Below are 21,970 nucleotides of genomic sequence, written 5' to 3'. Positions count from 1 at the left end.
GTGAAATGCTTCAACCCTGGCGGGATTTGAGCCGCCCAGGTGGGCTCAACGACCGTCCGGCGTACGCAGCCCGATCCATTTGTCCTTGACGGCTCTGTAGTGCTCTTCAGGCTTGTACTTCACCACATTCAACGCCAGGCGATCGGCCGACAGGCGGCCCATGGCCGACAGGATGGCGTAGCTGGCTACAACCACATCGCGCTCGGAGCTGGCGAGGTCGATCTTTGCCGAGATGACGGCGTTCTGGGCATTCAACACGTCGAGCGTGGTGCGCTGTCCGACATTGCGCTCCTCGATGACGCCGTTGAGCGCCAACTGTGCGGCCGCGATCACCTGCCGATTAGCGTCGACGCTTTCCCGCGCTGCGATGTATTGCGTCCATGCCGAGGTCACGGCCTGGCGCACCGAGTCACGGCTGACATCCACCTCGATGCGAGCCTGGCTGAGCGATTCCTTCGACTGACGAACGAGTGCGGAGGTACGGCCGCCCGAATAGATCGGAACGGTCAGCGTCGCGCCGACCGTGGCGGCATTGGAGTCGCCGTCCGAATTCCCCGCGCCAGGTACAGTATTTTGATAGGCATGGGAAAGGCCGGCACTGGCAGTCAACTGCGGCAGCAACGCACCTTCCTGCGTCTTTACATCAAATCCCGCTGCATCGACGGAATGTAGGGCGGCCAGGATGGCCGGATGCTCGTTCGATGCAATGCCGATCGCCGCCTCGAGACTCCTCGGCAACAGCTTCGCCAACGGCGACGCGGCCTTGAGCTTGCCCGGCTCGTCACCGACGATCTGATGATAGGTTGCCGCACTGGCCAGAGCCTGCGCACGGGCAGCACTCAATTGCGCCACCGCGGCCGAACGAGACGCGTCGGCCTGCGCCACATCGGTGCGCGTGCCCTCGCCGACCTCGAAGCGCGAGCGTGCCGCGCGCGCCTGCTCGGTCAGGAACTGCAGATTCTGTTCGGTCAGCACCGCCACCTGGCGGTCGCGAATCACGTCCATATAGGCGCTCGCCGCGTTGAACAGCGTGTTCTCTTCGGTGTTGCGCAGGCCCTCGACCGAGGCCCTCACCTGTGCAGCGGCCGACGCGACCCTGTTCTTGGTCTGGAAGCCGTCGAACAGCGTCTGGTCAATCCGAACGCCGAAGCTGCCGGTGGTCAATGCCAGGCTCGCGTTCCTGCCGTTTAGGTGCCTGGAGGTGTAATCGATGTCAGCCGAACCAGTGATCACCGGGCGATAGCCCGACTTGGCGATCGCCACGCCCTCATCGGTGACGCGCACGCCGGCACGGGCCGAATTCAGCGAGGAATTGTTCTGGTAGGCCTTGGAAAGCGCGCCGAGAATGGTTTCCGCCGAGGCGGCTATCGGCGAAAGCGCTGTCGCGGAAATGAGGACGGTAACAAACAGACTCTTGGCTAAGGACGGCACTTTATATCCCTCATTCGTTTTGCACGGGAACCACGCCACGCCAGCCCATCCCTAGGGATCGGCCAGCGCCGCGTCGATCTATCGTTCCCCCGCTGACAGCTCCCGAAACCCCGGTTAACCAATCAGCAACGATTGTTCAATCGTAAGCCAACATGACAGAGTCTTTGCTGCAAGGCAAAATCACTTAGAACTCGAAGGCATGAATGCGTTCAAATCCGGGTAGTGGCTTAATTGCCGCATTAAATGCCCGTCTTCCGGTTACAACCCCCCCTGCGTTGAAAAAGAGCCGGGCTACGCCCGCATTGCCCTGCCCTTCCACAGCCACCAGCCGGCCGCCTTCGGCAAGCTGGTCAAGCAGCGCCGCAGGCACTTTCTCGACGCTGCCGCCGATGAGAATCACATTGTAGGGCGCCTTGGCGGCATGACCTTGCGGCAGTGGGCCGGTGACCACCGTGACGTTATCGCAGCCCTGCGCCGAAAGCGCCGCTTTGGCTGCTTCCGCCAGTGCTGTATCGCTTTCCAGCGCCACGACGGATTTGGCCAACCTGGACAGCAGCGCCGCGGAATACCCGGTGCCGCAGCCGACATCGAGCACCGAATCGCCAGCGTCGATCTCGGCCAACTGCAAAAGCTTGGCCAATGGCGACGGCTCCATGAGGTAGCGCGCACCGCTGCCATTGGTGCCGTCGGAGATGCGGATATCCTCGTCAATATAGGCGAGAGCCTGTTGGCCGGCCCCGACAAAGGCCTCGCGCGGCACGGCAAGCATGGCATCGAGCAATGCTGCGTCGGTCACATCCGTGGTGCGGACCTGGCCGTCGACCATCTTGACGCGAAGTTCGGAAAAATCAGCGCTCATGTCCCAACCAATCCGTCAAAAAGCCAATGCGCTGAAATGCGCTTGTCGCGCCGACACTGCGGCGCATTCGCCCGGAACTCAAGCCCCCGACATGCGGGAGCTGAAGCGACTGGAGGCCTCGCCCGGAATCGAACCGGGGTGCAAGGATTTGCAGTCCTCTGCGTAACCACTCCGCCACGAGGCCTCATCGCTCCCGGCGAGCGAACTCAATATGGTGGCAGCGAAAGGTCGTCAAGCGTCCGCGCGGCATTCCGGCGCGCTTTCCTCATCAGCCGCCGCAACGTGGTTCCCGAGCGATTTCAGCGCTTGGCGCACCGGCATATTGGCCGCTCGTCAAGCATGGCTGCGCGACCGGCGAAACTCGAACCCGCAGCTTTACGCAGCGGGTGCAAACCGGCTTTCACCGCATATCGCGCGCGGCTGGCACCAGCAGTTGCCGTTCTCAAGGAGATCTTGAGGGGGAAATCTGCGACGGGCTGGAAAAGCGAAGCGGCCGCTCCGGGATCGCGCGCCATCGCTTTCAACTTGGCCGGCGACGCCGTTCCCACCAGACGACGAACCGGCGCCGCAGGCGGCGCACCGCGGCAAATTCGTAGGAAAGCACCAAAAGGCCGAGCGGAATCATCCAAAAGCCGAGAATCGGCAGGAAGCCGAGAAGGCCGAAAAACACCAGAACGATACCGATGGCGATCCTCAGCCCGCGCGAGCGCGGCATGGTGAACTCGCGCCCGAACACCGAGATTTTCCGCGCCGGTGCCTGGTTTTCGTCTGCTGCAGTCATGTCGAAAGTCGATCCGGTTGCCTTCGATAAAGCCATATGCGCTAAAGGCTGCAATCGCCGTTCATGTTCCGCCGACCAAGGTCCGACGGCGCCCAAGACGGCTCATATGTGGTGTCATCCGGCGATTGCCAGAAACCATTGGGTGAAAATGCGCTAAAAAATGCGAAATGCTTCTTTGCAAAGCCGAAAAGGGTTTGCTATAGGCTGCGCCACTCACATGAGAGCCTCTATTCCCCGGTAGCTCAGTGGTAGAGCAACCGGCTGTTAACCGGTTGGTCGCTGGTTCGAATCCGGCCCGGGGAGCCACCGCCTTTTCTAAGCCGTGGTGCGATCTTGTACACTACAGCGCCATTGTCCGCGCACTTCGGTCCGCTTAGCTTCTGCCAGAACGGCTGGTAACAGCTACGAAGCCGATCGAGGCAGTTTGGTGGGCATCGCGCCCCTGCCCTCGCCCGAAGGCAGCCTGATAACGCCCGGTATCACCTATGAAAATACCAAATCGGGAGGACGTTGGTGCAAACCAAGAAGATCATCAATGACGGCAATCGGGCCGTCGACGAGATGCTGGAAGGCATCCTGGCTGCGCATCCCCGCCATCTCAAAGCCGTTGACGGAAGCCCGCGCTCGATCATCGCCCGCGATGGACCGCGCCAAGGCAAGGTAGGCCTCGTCATTGGTGGCGGCTCGGGCCACGAGCCGAGTTTTCTCGGCTTCGTCGGCAAGGGGCTGGCCGACGCGGCGGCGATCGGCAATGTCTTCGCCTCTCCGCCGCCCGACCCGATCCTCGAATGCGCCAAGGCGGCGAGCGGCGGCGCCGGTGTGCTGTTCATGTACGGCAACTATGCCGGCGACGTCATGAATTTCGACATGGCGGCCGAGATGGCCGCGATGGACGACATCGAGGTGCGCACGGTGCTGAGCACCGACGACGTCGCTTCCGCGCCCGTTGGTGACAGGCACAAGCGGCGCGGTGTCGCAGGGAACTTCTTCATCTTCAAGGCGGCAGGCGCCGCCTGCGACCGCATGTTGTCTTTCGATGAATGCGAACGCATTGCCGGGAAAGCCAACGACCACACCTTTACCATGGGCGTCGCATTGGCGCCCTGTTCGTTGCCGCAAACCCGCCGGCCGAATTTCGAAATCGGACCCGACGAGATGGAGATCGGCATGGGCATCCATGGCGAACCCGGCATCGCACGCGGAAAACTCAAAACGGCCGACGAGATCACCGACGAAATGTTGGACAGGATTCTCGCCGAGATGGCGCCGGCACGCGGCGAGAAGGTCGCCGTGCTGGTCAATTCGCTGGGTTCGACACCGCTGATGGAACTCTACATCATGAACCGGCGCGTGAAGCAGCGGCTTGACGATATCGGTGTATCCATTCACGCAAGCTGGGTCGGCAATTACTGCACCTCGCTCGAAATGGCCGGCGCTTCGATCACGCTGCACCACCTCGACGACGAGTTGCAAACGATGCTCGACCACCCTTGCGACTGCGCCATGTTTCGCGCCGGGTAAACTGGGGACGGCAAGGAACAACAGATGACAACAATCGACACCACCCGCCTTGCCGCGATGTTCGTTGCCATCGCCGACGCCATGTCAGCCGACCGGGACCGGTTGTGCGCGCTTGACGGGGTGATCGGCGATGCCGACCACGGCATTGCCATGGAGTTGGGATTTGCCGCGGCACGCGACGCGGTGGCCGCATTGGACGACGGGACCACCGATCCGACCATCTTGCTGAACACGGCGGCGAAGTCGTTCCTCAACGCCGTCGGCGCCTCCTCGGGCCCGCTCTATGCCACGGCATTCATGCGCGGCGCGGCCGCCGTCAAGGGCAAGGCGACGCTCGACGACGCCGACGCGGTCGCTATGTTCCAAGCGATGGCCAGAGGCATTCAGGATCGCGGCAAGGCCGAGCCTGGGGAAAAGACGATGATCGATGCGTGGGCGCCGGCCGCGACGGCTGCGGGCGAGGCACTGGCCGCCGGCAAGGGGCTGGCCGGCAGCCTCGCGGCTGCAGCCGAGGCGGCAAAGGCCGGCGCGGAGGCGACCAAGGCGATGATCGCCACCAAGGGCCGGGCCTCCCGCCTCGGCGAACGCTCGCTTGGCCATATGGATCCAGGCGCGGCGTCCGCCGTAACCGTCATCGAGGCGATGCGGATCGCCTTGACCGGCTAGGTCGGGAGCGGATCCTCAGCGCTTCGCGTCGAGCTTGTCGACAGCCTGCACGTTGGCGGCAGAGGGACCGTTCGGATCGAACTCCGAGGCCAGCCAGGCGTCGGCGATCGATTTGGCCAGTTCGGGGCCGATGACGCGCGCACCCATGGTGATGATCTGGGCATTGTTGGATTTCGCAGCGCGTTCCGCCGAATAGGTGTCGTGGGTTAGCGCGGCACGGATTCCGGGCACCTTGTTGGCCGAGATGCTGACGCCGATGCCGGTGCCGCAAAACAGGATGGCGCGGTCGTAATTGCCGTCGACAATTTCGTGGCCGACCGCAGCGGCAATATCGGCGTAGAATCCGGCCTGGCTGAGATCGACGACCTGCAGTTCTGGCTTGGTGGCGAGATGCTTGGCGATGACATCGAGCAGCGGCTTGCCGGCGCTGTCGGCTCCGAGTGCGATCTTCATGGCAATGAACTCCTTCGTTTTCGTGGTCAGCGCGCGATGGCGGCCGACGCCTTTTTGAGAATGTCGATATAGCCTTCCGCTTGCCATGCCGAGCGGCCGATGAACAGCCCATCGATACGCGGCTGGCCAATCAGTTCAGCCGCGTTGCCGGGATTGACGCTGCCGCCGTAGAGCACAAGCGGGGCGGTCGGCAACCGGGTTGCTGCGACCTGCTTGATCAGCGCCTGCTGCTTGTCGGCATAGTCGGCGCTGGCCGGAATGCCTTTCTCGCCGATCGCCCACACCGGTTCATAGGCAAAGAGTATCTCTGCCGACAACTCATTGTTTGCGAGACCCTGCAGCGCGCCCAAGACCTGCGCGGTCAGAATTGTGTCGGCGCGGCCGCCCTCGCGCTCGGCCAGCGTCTCGCCGACACAAATCAAGGGTACGAAGCCGTGCTTGACTGCCGCTGCGGTTTTCAGTCCCACGGTCTTGTCCGTTTCGCCAAAATGCTCACGACGCTCGCTATGGCCGAGTTCGATCAGGTCGAGCCCGCAATCCCTCAGCATCACCGGCGAAATCTCGCCCGTCCAGGCACCGGCATCGGCCCAATGCATGTTCTGGGCGCCAACCTTGACGCGGGTGTTGGCGAGCGCCGCCTTGACCTGCCGCACCGCCGTGAAGGGCGGAATGACGAAAGGCTGTATCGCCGGATCGAAGCCCGGCACGAACGCCGCCAATGCCTCGGCGAACTGCAGCGCCTCCGCCAGCGTCTTGTTCATCTTCCAGCTCGTGCCGACCCAATACGGGGCCATTCTTCTCTCCTTCGATCCGAAATTCGGATGATGCGTGTTTCCGGGTCTACGCGCCGGCCTTCGGGCCGACGCTTTCCCTCAAGCGCGAGGCGTGAGACTTTCGCGGCCGCTGTCGATGTAAGGCGCCCAGAAATCCACCGACTCGCGGATCATTGCAATAACCTGATGATCGACCGGCTCCCTCTCCCGGAAGGAAAGTTCGAGGCAAATCTCATTGTCGGTTCCGCCACCCGCCCGCACTGCATCGAGCAGCTTCTGCGGGATGATGCGGCCATCCTTGTTGTATGCGGCCGTGAACGGCCAGTGCCCGCCCTTGTTCATCGACGACTGCTTGATGTGGATGATCGGCGATCGCAACGGGAACGCTTTCGCCCAGGCATAGGGATCGGTGTCGTCAGGATTGGGCGAGGTCACGTCGCCATGGTCGATGTCGACCATCATCTGCATCGGGATCGGCAGCTTGGCCGTATCGATGGCGCCCTGCAATTCGACGCAGCTTTCGATCGTGTGGCCGAACTCCCGCCCCACCGACATCGGTTCCCAGAACAAATAGGTCAGGCCCGCCGCCTTGGCGTGCTCGGCCACTTCGCGCCAGCATTCGAGCGCGATGTCGAGAAGCGCCGCGCGCCGCTGCGGATCGTCAAAATCCTTGTAGGTGAATATGGCGAACTGCGTGCCCATGCCCGACGCGCCAAGCTCGGCGGAAATGTCGGCAAAGGTCTTGAACCAGTCGACATAATAGCGGCGCACATCCGCGTCCGGATGGCCGAAATGGTTGAGCCGGCCATAGGGACCGGTCATGCCGGAGGTGATCCGCACGCCAGTCCGCGCCAGCGCGCTGTTGAACAGGCGAACGAACTTGACGATCGTTGCCGCCGGCCAACCCGGATTGACGAATTCATGCGTCAGCTGCACGTCGCGGATGCCGATGCCATAGGCAATGGCGTCGATCAGATCGTCGGGATCGGCGAAGCGATTGACCAGCGGGTTGGTGTTCAGCGAAAGCGTGAAGGCCATCAGTTCACCGCCGCCATGGTCTTTGTGCACCAGTCTTCGAATGTCTTCCGCTCGGCCGCATTGATATGCAGCCCGTGTTTGGTCCGGCGTTCGAGAACGTCGGCGGCGGTCATCGCCCATTCGGTCTCGAACAGGAAGACAACTTCCCGCTCATAGAAATCCGGGCCGAAACGCCGGCCGAGATCGGCTTCGCCTTTTACCCCTTTCAGCAGAGCGCGCGTGCGCGTGCCGTAGCTTCGAGCATAGTGCTTCACCAGCGACGGGCTAAGCCACGAGAACTCGGCATGCAGATCGCCCAGGAACTGCTCGAAATCCGCGTTGGGCAGGTCGCCTCCCGGCAGGGGAATTTTGGCCGTCCAGGCCTTCTTCATGGTCGGAAAGAAGGGCTGGATCTTTTCCAGCGCATGTTCGGACAGTTTGCGGAAGGTGGTGATCTTGCCGCCGAACACAGAAAGCAGCGGCGCGCCACCGTTCGGGGCGTCGAGTTCGAAGATGTAGTCGCGCGTCACCGCGCTTGGATTGTCGGCATTGTCATCATAGAGCGGACGCACGCCCGAGAAGCTGTAGACCACGTCTTGCGCGGTGAGCTGTCGCTTGAAGTAGCGATTGACCACCTTGATCAGATAATCGATTTCGCTGGCCTCGGCCGCCACTTCTTCGGGCCGGCCCTCGTAGGGAATGTCCGTCGTGCCGATCAGCGCCAGATCGTTCTCATACGGGTTGACGAAGATCACCCGCTTGTCGTTGTTCTGGATAAGATAGGCCTGCCGCCCCTCCCAGAATTTCGGCACGACGATATGGCTGCCCTTCACCAGGCGAACGTTGCGGGTGGAATTCTGCCCGGCGACGCGGCTGACGATGTCATTCACCCACGGCCCAGCCGCATTGACCAGCCCGCATGCGCGGACCTTCGTCACCGCACCGGTGCGGCCATCCTGCATGTGGATCGACCACATGCCGCCTTCGCGCCGGGCAGCAATACAGGCGGTGCGGGTGAAGACTTTTGCGCCGCGCTGACTGGCATCGAGCGCATTGAGCAACACCAGCCTGGCGTCATCGACCCAGCAGTCGGAATATTCGAAGCCGCGCTTGAATTCGTCCTTGATCGGCGCCCCTTCCGGCGCTGTTCTCAAGTTCAGCGTCCTCGTTCCCGGCAGCCGCTCGCGGCCGCCAAGATGGTCGTAGAGAAACAGCCCGAGCCGGACCAGCCATGCCGGCCTGTCCTCGGGGCTGTGCGGCAGCACGAAGCGCATCGGCCAGATGATGTGCGGCGCCGCCTCAAGCAGCACCTCGCGTTCGATCAGCGCTTCGCGCACCAGCCGGAACTCGTAATATTCGAGGTAGCGCAGACCGCCATGCACCAGCTTGCCGGAACGCGAGCTGGTGCCTTGCGCCAGATCGTCCTTCTCGCACAGGATGACCGACAGCCCACGGCCGGCGGCATCGCGCGCTATACCGGCGCCGTTGACGCCGCCGCCGATCACGAAGAGATCGACAATATCCGTTGTATCGCTCAAGACTTAGCTCCTGTGCGGTGCGCCATCGATTTCCACACCGGATGCAGCGCCTGACGCGCCGCGACAAAAGACGGAAACAGCGCATCGTAGGTTTGCGAAAGCGCCTCGTCATAGGCGTCGCATTCGCCCAGCAGCGGCGTCACCCACTCGGCGCAGCAATCATCCATCGAGCGATAGACGCCAAGCCCGACTGCGGCCATCATCGCCGCACCCGCGGCGCCGGCTTCCTGGCGGCTGCTGGTCCTGACTTGCGCGCGGGTCGCCGCAGCGATGATACCGCGCAGCGACGGGCTGCGCGCGGCGCCGCCAGACAGGCGGATTTCGCCGGGCACGCTGCCCATTGCCTGGTAGCAATCGCGGGCCGCGAAGGCCAATCCTTCAAGAACCGCGCGTGCCAGATCGCCAAAACCGTGCTTGACGGAAAGCCCGATGAAGCCGGCGCGCGCGTCTGGATCGACGAACGGGCCGCGTTCGCCGGCAAGCGAGATATAAGGCTGATAGACCAGCGACCCCGGTTCCGATCCTTCGACCCAGACATCGAGCGCTTTCAGCAATTCGTCGCCCGAAGGTTTTGCGCCGCTGGCGGTCAGCAAGTCGCGCGCCAGGCCGAGCAGCCAGTCGATGTTGAGCGTCGCCGCCATATTGGATTGCAGTTGCGCATAGGCGCCGGGAACCGGCATGGCGATCGTGTAGCCGGACGCGTTGTCGTTGAGGATGACATCGTCGGCTGTGCGCGCCAGGCGCGTGTGGATGCCGGTCGAGCCGATGACCGTGCAGCCAACATTGCCGCTTGGATCATAGAGGCCGGCGCCGAGCGCGGTGCTGACCATGTCGACGTAGCCCAGCACCACCGGCGTGCCCGCAAGCAGGCCGGTCTCGCCTGCTGCCGACGCAGAAAGCGGATGATGGTCGGTCGTGCCTTCGAGCATGGGGGGCAGCAGGCGGCGGTGCGACGTCAGATCGAGAATGTCGAGCACCTCGTCGGAATAGCTGCGCGAGCGGAAATCGCCGAAGGTGAATGTTCCCTCCGAAGGATCGGTGGCGCGCTTGCCGGTCATCTTGAAATAGAGCCAATCCTTGCAGTGAAAGGCATTGGCGGCGCGCTCCAGGATTTCCGGGCTGTTTTTCTTCAGCCAGCTGAGCTGAGCGCCCTGCTGGCAGGCGTTGAGCCCGGTGCCGGTGATCGCGAACCGCGTGCGATCCCGGGGATCGCCGCGCATCTCGTCCACCAGATGTCCGGCGCGCGCATCGAGCCAGAGCCAGGCGCGCCCGACCGGCATGCCGTCGCCATCGATCAGCCAGGTGCCGTCGCCCTGCCCGGTGACCGCGACGGCCGCGGTTCGCCGCGCGAGGTCTGGAATTTTCGTCGCCAGATCGAGGACGGTCAGCACCATGTCGCGCCAGGTCTGATTAAGGTCCTGCTCGGCGCCGCCGCCTTCCAGCGTGACGAAGCTGTTGGTCACCGACGCCATGGCAAGCTGCCGCCCCGACAGATCGAAAGCGACCGATTTGATCACGGACGTTCCCGCGTCGATCCCGATCAGCAGGTCTTTCATGCCGCACGTTCCGGATGGTTATGAAGGCAATTCACAAGGAGCAGTCTTTATTGTCTGGAGCCGTGGAAGAGCCAGGGAGTGTCCGCAAAGGACACCCCCTGAGCACGTTTTATTCCGACAGCACGAAGGGTGCGGTGTACTTGTCCACATTGTCCTTGGTGATGAGCAGGCAATCGAACAGCTGCTTCTCGCTGGTGGCGCCGGTAGCGCCCGACTTGATGAACGAGTCGGCCTGCTGCACAGCCTTGGCCGAGAAGATGGCCACCGGCTGAAGCACGGTGTACTGCAGTTCGCCGGACTTGATGGCCGCAACCGCATCCGGGGAACCGTCAAAGCCGCCGACCTTGATGCCGGCGAGCTTGCCAGCTTCCTTCAGCGCCGCAACCGCGCCAAGCGCCATTTCATCGTTGCCGCTGATCACCGCGATGATGTCGGGATTGGCCTGCAGCATGCTCTGCATCTTGTCATGGCCCTGGGTACGATCCCAGTTGGCGACCTGCGAAGCGGCCTTTTCGAGACCCGGATACTGGCTGAGCACAGTCGCGTAGCCGTTCGAGCGCGTGGCGGCGTTGTTGTCCGACGGGGCGCCGAGCAGTTCGACATACTTGCCCTTTTCACCGACCGCCTGCACCCACTGCTGGGCACCGAGAGCCGCACCCTGGGCGTTGTTGGAGACGAGCTGTCCCTTGGCAAGACCTTCCTGGTTGATCTCGGCATTGACGAGGAAAACCGGGATGTTGGCGGCAATCGCCTTCTTCACCGCGCCGACCGAACCATCGGCATTGGCCGGGTCGAGGATGATCGCCACCGACTTGTTGGTGATGGCGGTGTCGATCAGATTGCTTTCGGTATTGGTGTCGCCCTTGTGGGCGGCGACGTTGGCTGTATAGCCAAGCTTTTCGGCTTCGGCCTTGGCAACGTTGCCTTCGGTCAGCCAGTAGGGGTTGGCCGGATCGTTGACGATGATCGAGATCAGGCCCGCGGCCGATGCGGCTGCGCTAAACCCGACCACCATCGCGGCGGCAAGCAAACTTCTAAGCACGATTTTCATGTACATTCCTCCAATGATTACGCGGTGTTGCTGCCAGTCAGCTGGCAGTCTTCCCTTGGGCAGGATTGGCCGGTTCGGCCTTCCCCCGTTTCTGAGAAGTCGGTTGGCCGCCCGTCGAAGCTGGAAGCTTGCTACGGCGGCGATACTGAACGGCATTGAGGAGCACGGCGAGCACGATGACGGCGCCGGTGAACACTGTCTGCCAGTAGGATGAGATGCCGATGATCACCAGACCGTCGGACAGGAAGCCGATGACGAAGGCCCCGAGCAGGGTGCCACGAATATTGCCGCGGCCGCCAGTCAGTGCGGCGCCGCCGATGACCACGGCGGCGATGGCCGTCAGTTCGTAGGTGGTGCCGGCGGTCGGCCCGGCCGAGGTCAGCTGCGAGGACAGGATCAGGCCGGCAATGGCGGCGCAGATGCCCGACAGCACATAGACCGAAATCTGCACGGTCTTGACCGGAACGCCGGAGAGTTCGGCGGCGCGCTCATTGCCGCCCGAGGCGTAGAGCCAGCGTCCAAAGGCGGTGCGGTTCAGGACGATGCTGCCGATCAGCGCGATGACCGCCAGCACCACCACGCCGGTCGGCACGCCGAACAGGCGGTTGAAGCCGAGAGCATCGAAACCGGTGTTGCCCAACTCCGGCTTGCCGCCGAGATTGTTGTAGGTCAGGCCGCTGGTCATCAGCAGTGCCAGGCCGCGCGCCATGTACATGACGCCGAGCGTGGCGACGAAGGCCGGAACCTTGAACCGCGCGATCAGCACGCCGTTGATAAGCCCGACGGCCGCACCCAGCATGCAGGCCAGCACCGCGACCACCCAGACCGGCGGATAGAGAACGACGCCGAGCCAGGTCAGCGTCACGCCTTGCATCAGAAAACCGGCGACGACGCCGGCAAGCCCGAGCGTCGACCCCACCGACAGGTCGATGCCGCCATTGAGGATGACGAGCAGCATGCCGATGGCGAGAATCCCGAAGATGGCGACATGCGAAGCCATGGTCAGGAAATTCGCCACCGAGAGGTAGTAGGGCGACAGGATCGAGAAGACGACAATGATGACGATCAGGGCAAAGAAGGCCCGGCCTTCGAGCAGCAGCTTGGCCACGTCGAAGCCCTCTCCGCCCGCATTGGGGCTGGACTGTTTGCTGGCCTGGCTGACATCGCTCATGGGTCGGGGCTCCGGAAATTCTGTGGTCAGGCGACCACGGCTTCGCCGGAGGCGGCCATGATCTGCTCTTTGGTGGCGTTGGCGCCGAATTCGGCTGAAATCTTGCCGCGCCGCATGACGACGATGCGGTGGGCGATGCTGAGGCACTCATTGACCTCCGAGGTCGAGAAGACGACCGCCAGGCCTTGCGCGGCACGCTCGCTGAGCAAGCGAAAGACTTCGGCCTTCGCGCCGACGTCGATGCCGCGGCTCGGCTCGTCGAGAAGGATGACCTTGGGATTCGTCGTCAGCATCTTGCCTATGACGACCTTCTGCTGGTTGCCGCCCGACAGCGATCCGATCATGGCGTTGCCGCCCGCGGTCTTGATGGTCACCTTGCGGATCGAATCGTCGATCAGTGCGCGCTCCCTCTGCCGGGAGAGGAAGAGCCCCTTGGCGAATGCCTCGATGCTGGCAAGCGACAGGTTGCGGCCGACGGTCATGGTCTGAACCAGGCCATCGCGCTGGCGATCCTCGGGGACCAGAACCAGACCTCGGGCGATGCGCTGGGCAATGGTCAGTCCCGAAACGTCCTCACCCTCCAGCAGCGCCCGCCCGCCCGCCATGGGCACACGGCCGGCGACGGCCTCCAGCAATTCCGTGCGGCCCGCGCCCATCAGCCCATAGATGCAGACGATCTCGCCCGCTTTGACATCCAGCGACAGATGATCGACGACGTAGCCTGAACCCGAAGCGTCGGTGACGCTGACATCCACGATCGACAGCGCCACCGCGCCGAACTCGTGGCCGGTCGGCGGCGAGCCGAGATCGAAATTCTCGCCCACCATGTTGCGGACGATCCATTCGAGGTCGATGTCCTTGGCCTCGGCCGTTGCCGTGATCGCCCCGTCACGCAGCACGACGGCGTAGTCGGTGATCTGCAGCGCCTCTTCGAGGTGATGCGAGATGTAGACGATGGAGACACCGCGGCTGGTCAGATCGCGGATCACCTTGAACAGCACCTCCACCTCGGTCGCACTGAGTGCGGAGGTCGGCTCGTCCATGATCAGGATGCGGGAATCGACCGACAGCGCGCGTGCGATCTCGACGATCTGTTGCTGCCCCAGGCGCAGGTCCTCGACCAGGGTCATCGGATCGATGTCTTCTTCGAGGTCGGCCATCAGCGCCCGCGCCTGGCGCGCCTCCTCGGCGAAGTCGAGGCCGGTTCTGGTGCGCAGTTCGCGGCCCATGAAGATGTTGTCGCGAACGCTCAGATTCGGCGCCAGGCTGAGCTCCTGGTGGATGATCGAAATGCCGCGATCGCGCGCGTCCGAAGACGAGGCAAAGCTGACGAGATTGCCGTCGAGCACGATGTCGCCGGATGTCGGCGTCACCACGCCGGACAGGATCTTCATCAGCGTCGATTTGCCGGCGCCATTCTCTCCGAACAGGGTGGTGACCTTGCCGCGATGGATGTCGAAGTTGACGCCCTTGAGCGCGTGGACGCCGCCATACGACATGACGACATTGCGCGCCGAAAGCACGGCATCGCCAGTCGCGGGTTCTGTGCCGGCAGCCATTGTCATTTGACGTCCAGCCTCACCGGTGTGACCAGCCAGCTCTTCGGATTGACCAGCTTGAAGACGCCGACCACCGCTATTGTCTTGCCGGTCAAGGCACTGGTATCGACTTTCGCCAGCACCTCCTTCTTCATCTCGTTGTTCAGCGCCGAGCCGGCGTCCTGATACTCGATCTGGTTGGTGAACTGGCCGAAGGTGATCTTGCCGGTGGCGTCGCGAAGCTCGGTTCCGTTGATCGCCGGCCCAGTCTGTACGCGGACGGTCAACGTGTCCGGCAAACCGTCGACGGCGACCTTGTAGATGCCCGATTTTCCCTCGCCGACGACGCAGGTGAACTTGACCGAAATGACCGGTCCGACTCCCGCCGGCACGCCATATTCCTTTTCGGCCGTCGCCCTGTCCTTGGCGATCGCCGCCGCCACTGTCGCGGCGTCGGCGGCACGCGCTTCGACATCGGCCTGCACCTTGGGAAATTCAGACTTGCCGTAGTCGGCGGCCGAAAACACGGCGTTGCGAACATCGCCGGCAGAGCCGATCTTGATCACCTTGGTGTCGAGCGCCATGGCGCCGAGCAGAACCACAACCGCAGCGCCGGCAAGCACCCGGCGCAGGCCGGGCGAAGCTTGCCGGGCGGTGGCCTTCGCGCTCATGATGCAACCACCAGCGGTGCGGATTGTCCGTTGTCACGCATTCGAAGTTCCTCCGTTCACGTAGCGCTTCGCGGTCCCGGCTGCATCGTCGAGCTCGACCAGCGCGCGGGCCGTGCATTCGTCGGTGATCAGGCCGCTGAGATAACGGCTTTCGAGTACTGCCTTGATGGCGCGCACCTTCACCTTGCCGCCGGCGACGGCAACGATCCTGCGGCCCTTCAACTGATCGCGCGGAAGCGCCAGTATTCTTTCCGACAGCGCCGTTTCGACCGGACGCCCCTTGTCGTCGAAGAAATGCGCCAGCAATTCACCGACGCCGCCGTCCCGCTTGACCTCATCGATTTCGGAAGGCTCGATCATGCCGGTGGCGACCAGCGACGCCTCCCGCTCGGCCGTGCCTATTCCGACGAACATCAGGTCGGACCGGCTGGCGAGAGCGAACACATCGCTGATGCCGCGTTGGCCAAGCAGCACTTCACGGTCCTCGGCGGTATTGGCGACAAAAGGCACCGGCATGACGAAAGCCTGCGCGCCGGTCCGCTCTGCCAGGCGATGCATGACGTCGTGCGGGTTGGCGGCGAATTTGCGCGTCACGCCGCCAAGCAGCGAGACGAAACGGATGTGAGCAGCAGTTGCGCGCGTCAGATATTCGACGCTGGCGGCAAGCGTGCGGCCATGGCCGACGCCGATCAGCATGTCTTCGCCGCGATCGATTTCGCGCTTCAGGAACTGGGCGCCGGCAATGCCCAGCCCCTTGAGCGGCAGTTCGTCCTGATCGAGATCGGGAACCACCTCGCAATAGTGGAGCCCATAGGCGGCGATCAGGCGCTGTTCCAGGTCGACGCATTCGGCGACGTCGCCGTCGATGAAGACCCTGACCAGACCTTCCTGGTTGGCCTTGGTGATCAGCCTATGCGCCTTGAGGCTGGTCAGGCCAAGCCGCTTGGCCACCTGGGCCTGGGTCAGACCACCGGCATAGTGCAGCCAGGCCGCGCGCGTGGCGAGGCTGGATTCATGGTCGCGGTTTGCGCTTCCGCCGGAATTCAAGCTATCCCCTCCCCAGGGTGATAATATTATCTTTGTGTGCAAAAATTTTCATACCTTTGCACCGCTGTCAATCCCTCCGCAGATGGTTGCCTCAGCCGACGTTCGGCAGCCAACGCGAGCCTATTAGAAGGTGAGCATATAATATGACCATACGGTACTGTTAATTTAACGTCAATTTGTGTTACCGTATCCAGTGACGGCATGAGCCCGTAGGCGCCGGCAAATCCCAATCCGGGTGCAAAATGGGAAGGTTAATGCACACGGCGGAACAAGGGCAAATCGATCGGATTGCCTCAGGAAAAGCTAGGCGTCGGCGATCAAGCGATCAGTCCAGCCGCATCAGGTTCCTGCCCTCGAGCTCGACAACAGCGGCTTCGACCTCCCGCGTGAGGCGCTCGGTGCTCCACCCCAACGCCCGCCCGGCGATCGCGGCAATCTCCGTCAGGTCGCGGCTCGTCAACGAGCCGCCTATCGCCAACGTGCTGCGGCGCATAACGACATCGGCCAGATGTTCGACGAATTCGTTGCGCACGATGTAGTCGATTTCCGCCTTGCCGTAGCCGTCCGAGTCCGGCAGACGACCCTCATCATCCGACGCATGCCTGGCGATCTCAACGGCTCTGGTCCCGTAGCGCGACAGCAATTGATCAAGGCGCCCTTCCCCGGCGCCTGTTGCCTGCTGTGCCTCGGCCAGCCAGTCCGCGCGGGCCGGGGCGTTGGCCGGGAAATCCCTCCCGCCGCCGATCGGCATGGCTCGCGTCGTCACCTTGCGGCTGCGCTGCAAGCGCTTGAGTACGGTATCAGTGACTTCCTCGGCAAAGCCGCGGAACGTCGTCCATTTGCCGCCGACCAGCGAAATGACTGCAAAGGGCCTGTTGCCGTCCGGCTCGGCAACGGGCGCCGAATGATCGCGGCTGATCAGTCCGGGCGTCGCTGCTTCAGACGTCGGCAGCGGCCGGATGCCGCTATAGGCGTAGACGATCTGGTCGTGCTCGAACGCCATCCCCGGCAAAAGCGTTCGCACGCTGTCGAGCAGATAGTCGACTTCTTCGGGTTCGCAGCGCACCGCGTCGGGATTGTCGGCCTTGATGTCGGTCGAACCGACCAGCGCCAGGCCGAGATAGTCGTAGACCAGGCAGATGCGGCCGTCATCGGCCTCGAAATAGAGCATGCGCCCGGCCAGGCTTTTGACCAGTTCGTCATGCTTCAACAGGATATGCGAGCCCTTGGTGCCGCCGATCATCTTCGATGGAGCACCAAGCAACGCATTGACGTCGTCGATCCACGGACCGCCGGCGTTCACCACCAGCTTCGGCCGCACCGAAAAGGCCGCGCCGTTTTCCGGCTGGAAGGTGAGCACGCCATTGGCTGAAGCCGCCAGTGTCGTGTAGTTGGCACCGGCAGACGCCGCGTGAGCCTGCAAGCCGTCGAGGATCAGTTCCAGCACCAGCCTTTCCGGGTGACTTATCTTGGCGTCGTAGTAGGTGCCGGTGGCGACGATCGCCGGATTGAGCGCCGGCATCTCGCCAAGCGCCTGCCGCCGCGCGACCATGCGGTGGCGCGGCATGACCTGGTTTCGCGAACCATAGAAGTCGTAGATCATCAGCCCGATCTTGATCAGTATGGCGCCGCGGCTGCGCGGCGCGCTGGTCGAGCCGAACAGCGTTCGCAACGCCGCCAGCATGCCCTTGCCCCACGAGAAGATCGGGATGACGGTCGGCAGCGGGCTGACATAGTGCGGCGCGTTTTGCAGAAGCAGATTGCGTTCGAGCGTCGACTGCGCCACCAGCCCGAACTCGCCGGTCTCGAGATATTTCAGGCCGCCGTGGATGAGCCGCGACGGCGCGGCACTGGTGCCCGAGCCGAAGTCCGCCTTGTCGACGATCAGGCAGCTGACACCTTGCGCGCACAGATCGCGAAACAGCCCTGCCCCGTTGATGCCGGCGCCAAGAATGACGACGTCGACCTCGCCGGTCCCGGCTATCGCGGCGAGACGCCCGGCGGGATTGTCCGCCCCTGCTCCGTCTGTTCGGCTCATGGCGCTTTCGTCTTGACGATGCGCAGTTTCACCCCGGCCCGCTCGAGGCTCTGCGCCTGCGCATCGCCGAGGCCCTCGGTCACCAGCACGGCGTCGAAACTGGTCAGATCGTCGAAGACATGCAGCGCGATCCGGTCGAATTTTGCGTGGTCCACCAAAAGGATGCGCTTCACGGAGGCGGTCATCATCGCCTGCTTGACCCGCACGACATTTGGATCCTGGATGAAAGCAGTGGTTCCGGTGACGGCCGAAGCCGAACAGATCAGCACATTGGCGCGCAACTGCGCCACGGCGTTCTCGCAGACAATGCCGATATAGGCATTGTAAGTGGGATGATACTGGCCGCCGAGGCAGATGAAATCGATATCGTCCACATTGATCAATTGGCCCGCCGTCGAGACGCTGTTGGAAACGACGGTCAGCGGCTTGACGTCGAGCAGCAGCGTCGCGACCGCGTTTGCCGTCGATGAATCGTCCAGCATCACCACCTGGCCGGCCTCGATATAATCCAGTGCCGCCCGCGCCAGTGCATCCTTCTCGGCTCGATTGACGGTCACCCGGTAGCGGAAAGCGCTCTCGTAGAGGCCGGAAGGCTGGACCGTCACCGCACCGTGCAGCTTGCGCAGCACGCCCTGCTGCGCCAGCCGGTCGATATGCCGGTGGATGGTCATGCGCGACACGCCGAAATGCTCGACCAGATCATCGATGCGCACCTGGCCGAGCTTGATCACATAATCGGCGATCTCTTCTCGTCGTTCGTCGGCCTTGATCATGCGTTTACCCCCGCCAGCCTTTCGATATCAGGCCAATGCGACTTCAGTTGCTCGGCTATGCGGCAGTAGAGCGAAAACCGCTCATTGAACACAGCACTGGAGGCGGGCACGGGTTGATACGTCCGCTCCGTCATCCCGACCTGCCTGGCGCCCTCTTGCGGCGTCTTGAACAAGCCGACCGCAGCACCTGCGCAAAGCGCGGCACCGAGGGCCGCGGTCTCATCCGTCGAGGTGACGGTGACCGGGGCGTTCAGCACGTCGGCAAACATCTGGACGAAAGCAGGATTACGCGAGCCGCCCCCGGTCAGGCGGATCTCGCTGACGGCAAAGCCGTCGCGCAAGGCCTCGACATGGGTGCGGTGATTGAAGGCGATGCCTTCCAGAACCGCCTTCAGCATGTCGCCGCGATTGTGCCAGCCATGCAGGCCGACAAAGCTGCCGCTGGCCAAATCGCCATAGGGAGAGCCGAACAGATAGGGATGAAACAGGATGGTCGAAGGCTTCTTCAACGCCGCGTCGATCTCTCCCGCCAGCAATTCGTGGAGGGAGCCGCCATCCGTCCTGTCCTGCTCCGCGCGGCAAAACGTGCCGAGAAACCAGTCGTAGTTCGCGGTCGAGGCCGGCGAGATCGACATGTTGTTCCAACGGCCCGCATCGATGGCGTTGCGGCAGAACCAACGCCGGTCGACGCGCGGTTGCGAAGAGACGACTTCATTGATGGAATAGGTGCCGGCGACGATGGCGAGCACGCCGTCTTCATGGCCGCCCATGCCAAGCGCCGAGGCGGCCACGTCGTGCAGGCCGCAGGCGACCGGTGTTCCCTTGCGAAGGCCGGTCCTTTCGGCGGCATCGGCTGTGACTTGACCGGCGATGTCAGCGGAATGCGCCACCGGCGGCAGCGCGTTGAACAGATCCTCCAACCCGAAGATGCGCAGCGCTTCAGGCGCATAGGCTTGCGTGCGAAAATCCGTGAATGAAGTGCTGGCCTCCGTGCGGTCGGTCCCGATCGTGCCGGTCAGGCAAAAGCGCAGCCAGTCCTTGCAGGCCAGCACATGGCCGATGCGGCCATAGCGATCAGGATCGTTCTGCTTAAGCCACGCCAGCAGCGCCGACGGCGCCGAAACATGCGGCGTCTGGCCCGTCGTCGCCAGCGCATCGGTGAAAACGGTACCGGCGGACCACCTTTCGACAATGTCGCCGGCGCGGCTGTCGAGCGACAGGATGCCTGATCCCAAAGGCTGACGATCATGATCGAGCAGATAGAGACCATCGCCATGCGCGGTCGCCGCCACCGCCTTGATGTCTTCCGCCGGCCTGCCGGAGAGCGCGATCGCCTCCTTGATGGCGTCGGCTGTTGCTTGCCACAGGCCTGACATGTCGCGCTCCACCCAGCGCGCGTGGGGCATCGATTGCGGCACCCGGCGACGCGCCACGGACAATTGCGTGCCGTCGGCATCGAAGATGACCGCCTTGGTGACCGTGAGGCCGTTATCGATTCCGAGCAGGCTGGGCATGATCACCGCCTCTTTCAGCATTGGCGATTGCTACAGGGCGATCCTGCAGTCTGATGCAAGGGCGAAACACATGGCGACAACCCCGATTGAGCAAGGGGGACAAACGGCAAAAGCACCTCGCCGCAACAAAGAACTCATATCTTTATGTGAATTTAACGTCAACATACGCGACAAAAAGGCTTCGGCGCCAGGGAGCCACGGATGGATCTCGCGGTTGCCGGAGCGACGCGTTGTCAGCGGCTAAGGCCGTCGCGGATGGCGCTGAAATAGCGGTCGGTTCCGACCTGCCCGCCCTTGAGCGCCACCTCCAGCCCATCGATCGCCTCAATACGCGAGTGAGCGACGCAAAGCGGCGAGCCCGGCGACGCCGGCAACGGCATCCGCACGGTCAGCGCATCGACACCCATCTGGCCGAGCGCGTGGCTCGACGTATCGCCGCCGGCAACGACCACGCGCTGCAACTTCTGCTCGATGGTCAGCGCGCGAAGCAGTTCGCCGAGGCCCCGCCCGAGCTTGTGGCGGGCGCCTTCCTGGCGGTCGATTTCGCCCCCCCTGTCGGCCGCGGGTCCAAGGGCCGTGTAGAGAACGACGCTGCGCCCGGCTTCCAGACTGGCGCGACCGGCTGCCGTCGCGCGTGCGATCGCATCTCCGGAAGCTTCGGAGATCAGTTCGACGGGATCGACCTCGATGCCATCGAAGCCGTCGGTCAAAGCGTGCCGGATCTGTCGTTCGGTCGTCGGCGAACAACTGCCCGAGACGACCGCGATCCGGTCGGCGGCACCTGGCGGCGAAAATCCTGGCTCAGCTCTGACTGTCCCACTCGACACCCATTCGGCCAGCAGCGCATATTCGATCCCGGACGAGCCGACGACGAACGAACCGCCCGGCTTGCGGGCGCGCCATATCCCCTTGCCGGCAAGCGCCTGCGTCTCGAGGCTGTCGACATCGACAAGTACGATGTCGGTGCCCTCAGCGAGCAAGCGGTCGAAGGCTTCCGAGCGCGACACCGACTGCAACGTCGCGAGATCGACCAGCCCCGATGTGAGCTCCGTCTGCCGCGACAGATGGATCAGCAGGTCGGATTCATCCATCGGCGTCGTCGGGTGGCGGCTCATCACCGGATGGCGGTCGATGCGGAAATACTTTTCGCGATAGGCCGCGAACAAATGACCGAAGGCCGTGTAACGCTTGAGCTGCGGCGCCCCGACCAGCAGCGGCACGCTGTCCTGCACGAAGACCGAGCGGCCGATCTCGATGGCGCGACCGATGCTGCCGATGGTCGGGCTGGAATCGAAGGTCGAGCAGACCTTGTAGTGACAGATCGCGGCATTCAGCGTCTTCAGCCAGGCGAAGGCATCGCTCAGATGCGTGTCCATCCATTGTGGCGTCTCGCTGCGGCTGGTGCCGGCCAATCCAATGGCGCGGCAGTGGCTGAACTGCGCAAGCATGGCCGCGTCCGGCTGGCGCATGAACAGCACGGTCGGGACGCCGCCGAGTTCGAGCGCTTCCATGACGTCGGTCGAGCCGGTGAGGTCGTCGCCATAATAGCTGAGAAGCAGGTCTTGCATTGCT

Annotated in this window: 19 protein-coding genes and 2 tRNA genes; 3 read left to right on the top strand and 18 right to left on the bottom strand. The window is 63.3% G+C overall.

Annotation, left to right across the window (positions count from 1 at the left end):
* Window positions 1-45: 45 nt before the first annotated feature.
* From X751_RS150965 to X751_RS0133325, 4 genes are all read right to left on the bottom strand, one after another.
* Window positions 46-1,431: a TolC family outer membrane protein gene (locus X751_RS150965; RefSeq protein WP_023667706.1), complete on the bottom strand. Its 1,386-nt coding sequence runs from the start codon at window positions 1,429-1,431 to the stop codon at window positions 46-48.
* Between the two features lie 184 nt (window positions 1,432-1,615).
* Entirely contained in the window at window positions 1,616-2,290 is a 675-nt protein-coding gene (locus X751_RS150970) for a protein-L-isoaspartate O-methyltransferase (protein WP_023744773.1), read from the bottom strand.
* 110 nt (window positions 2,291-2,400) lie between these two features.
* A tRNA-Cys gene (locus X751_RS150975) sits at window positions 2,401-2,474 on the bottom strand.
* A 336-nt stretch (window positions 2,475-2,810) separates the two neighbouring features.
* Window positions 2,811-3,071 (bottom strand): PGPGW domain-containing protein, encoded by a 261-nt coding sequence (locus X751_RS0133325; RefSeq protein ID WP_031203994.1) that lies wholly within the window; start codon window positions 3,069-3,071, stop codon window positions 2,811-2,813.
* A gap of 231 nt (window positions 3,072-3,302) precedes the next feature.
* On the opposite strand from X751_RS0133325, the gene X751_RS150980 reads away from it, so the two are divergent.
* The 3 genes from X751_RS150980 to dhaL all read left to right on the top strand — a co-directional run bounded on the left by X751_RS150980 (window position 3,303) and on the right by dhaL (window position 5,258).
* Window positions 3,303-3,377 (top strand) — tRNA-Asn (locus tag X751_RS150980).
* 207 nt (window positions 3,378-3,584) lie between these two features.
* The gene (locus X751_RS150985; RefSeq protein WP_023667709.1) at window positions 3,585-4,592 is read left to right on the top strand and encodes a dihydroxyacetone kinase subunit DhaK; all 1,008 of its coding nucleotides are present in this window, start codon (window positions 3,585-3,587) and stop codon (window positions 4,590-4,592) included.
* Between the two features lie 24 nt (window positions 4,593-4,616).
* Complete coding sequence (gene dhaL, locus X751_RS150990; protein WP_023744772.1) at window positions 4,617-5,258, top strand: dihydroxyacetone kinase subunit DhaL; 642 nt, start codon at window positions 4,617-4,619, stop codon at window positions 5,256-5,258.
* Between the two features lie 15 nt (window positions 5,259-5,273).
* Here the strand turns inward: dhaL and X751_RS150995 are convergent, their stop codons facing one another.
* The 14 genes from X751_RS150995 to X751_RS151060 all read right to left on the bottom strand — a co-directional run bounded on the left by X751_RS150995 (window position 5,274) and on the right by X751_RS151060 (window position 21,966).
* Complete coding sequence (locus X751_RS150995) at window positions 5,274-5,711, bottom strand: RpiB/LacA/LacB family sugar-phosphate isomerase (RefSeq protein ID WP_023672592.1); 438 nt, start codon at window positions 5,709-5,711, stop codon at window positions 5,274-5,276.
* A 26-nt stretch (window positions 5,712-5,737) separates the two neighbouring features.
* The gene (locus tag X751_RS151000; protein WP_023744771.1) at window positions 5,738-6,505 is read right to left on the bottom strand and encodes a triose-phosphate isomerase; all 768 of its coding nucleotides are present in this window, start codon (window positions 6,503-6,505) and stop codon (window positions 5,738-5,740) included.
* 78 nt (window positions 6,506-6,583) lie between these two features.
* The gene (locus X751_RS151005) at window positions 6,584-7,522 is read right to left on the bottom strand and encodes a TIM barrel protein (RefSeq protein ID WP_023744770.1); all 939 of its coding nucleotides are present in this window, start codon (window positions 7,520-7,522) and stop codon (window positions 6,584-6,586) included.
* Entirely contained in the window at window positions 7,522-9,039 is a 1,518-nt protein-coding gene (locus X751_RS151010) for a glycerol-3-phosphate dehydrogenase (protein ID WP_023744769.1), read from the bottom strand. The genes X751_RS151005 and X751_RS151010 overlap by 1 nt, the downstream gene beginning before the upstream one ends.
* On the bottom strand, window positions 9,036-10,595 hold the full coding sequence (locus X751_RS151015) for an FGGY-family carbohydrate kinase (protein ID WP_023744768.1): 1,560 nt from the start codon (window positions 10,593-10,595) through the stop codon (window positions 9,036-9,038). Before X751_RS151015 ends, X751_RS151010 begins: the two co-directional genes overlap by 4 nt.
* A gap of 109 nt (window positions 10,596-10,704) precedes the next feature.
* On the bottom strand, window positions 10,705-11,652 hold the full coding sequence (locus X751_RS151020; RefSeq protein ID WP_023744767.1) for a D-ribose ABC transporter substrate-binding protein: 948 nt from the start codon (window positions 11,650-11,652) through the stop codon (window positions 10,705-10,707).
* A 31-nt stretch (window positions 11,653-11,683) separates the two neighbouring features.
* A complete protein-coding gene (locus X751_RS151025; protein WP_023681691.1) occupies window positions 11,684-12,817 on the bottom strand; it encodes an ABC transporter permease in 1,134 nt (377 codons plus the stop codon).
* A gap of 26 nt (window positions 12,818-12,843) precedes the next feature.
* Window positions 12,844-14,382, bottom strand: coding sequence for a sugar ABC transporter ATP-binding protein (locus X751_RS151030; protein WP_023744766.1), 1,539 nt, complete (start codon window positions 14,380-14,382; stop codon window positions 12,844-12,846).
* Window positions 14,379-14,939 carry a DUF2291 domain-containing protein gene (locus X751_RS151035; RefSeq protein WP_245265775.1) on the bottom strand — a complete coding sequence of 187 codons (561 nt, stop codon included), beginning with the start codon at window positions 14,937-14,939 and terminating at the stop codon, window positions 14,379-14,381. The genes X751_RS151030 and X751_RS151035 overlap by 4 nt, the downstream gene beginning before the upstream one ends.
* Before the next feature lie 120 nt (window positions 14,940-15,059).
* Complete coding sequence (locus X751_RS151040) at window positions 15,060-16,073, bottom strand: sugar-binding transcriptional regulator (RefSeq protein ID WP_023706021.1); 1,014 nt, start codon at window positions 16,071-16,073, stop codon at window positions 15,060-15,062.
* 325 nt (window positions 16,074-16,398) lie between these two features.
* The gene (locus tag X751_RS151045) at window positions 16,399-18,111 is read right to left on the bottom strand and encodes a glycerol-3-phosphate dehydrogenase/oxidase (RefSeq protein WP_023744764.1); all 1,713 of its coding nucleotides are present in this window, start codon (window positions 18,109-18,111) and stop codon (window positions 16,399-16,401) included.
* Window positions 18,108-18,884 (bottom strand): DeoR/GlpR family DNA-binding transcription regulator, encoded by a 777-nt coding sequence (locus X751_RS151050; RefSeq protein ID WP_031193112.1) that lies wholly within the window; start codon window positions 18,882-18,884, stop codon window positions 18,108-18,110. The genes X751_RS151045 and X751_RS151050 overlap by 4 nt, the downstream gene beginning before the upstream one ends.
* Window positions 18,881-20,398 (bottom strand): FGGY-family carbohydrate kinase, encoded by a 1,518-nt coding sequence (locus X751_RS151055; RefSeq protein WP_023744763.1) that lies wholly within the window; start codon window positions 20,396-20,398, stop codon window positions 18,881-18,883. The genes X751_RS151050 and X751_RS151055 overlap by 4 nt, the downstream gene beginning before the upstream one ends.
* Window positions 20,399-20,631: 233 nt before the next feature.
* Complete coding sequence (locus X751_RS151060; RefSeq protein WP_023744762.1) at window positions 20,632-21,966, bottom strand: four-carbon acid sugar kinase family protein; 1,335 nt, start codon at window positions 21,964-21,966, stop codon at window positions 20,632-20,634.
* Window positions 21,967-21,970 lie beyond the last annotated feature (4 nt).

This window comes from Mesorhizobium sp. LNJC394B00 (assembly GCF_000502555.1).
Taxonomy (GTDB): Bacteria; Pseudomonadota; Alphaproteobacteria; order Rhizobiales; family Rhizobiaceae; genus Mesorhizobium.
This window is presented reverse-complemented; position numbering and strand designations above follow the sequence as displayed.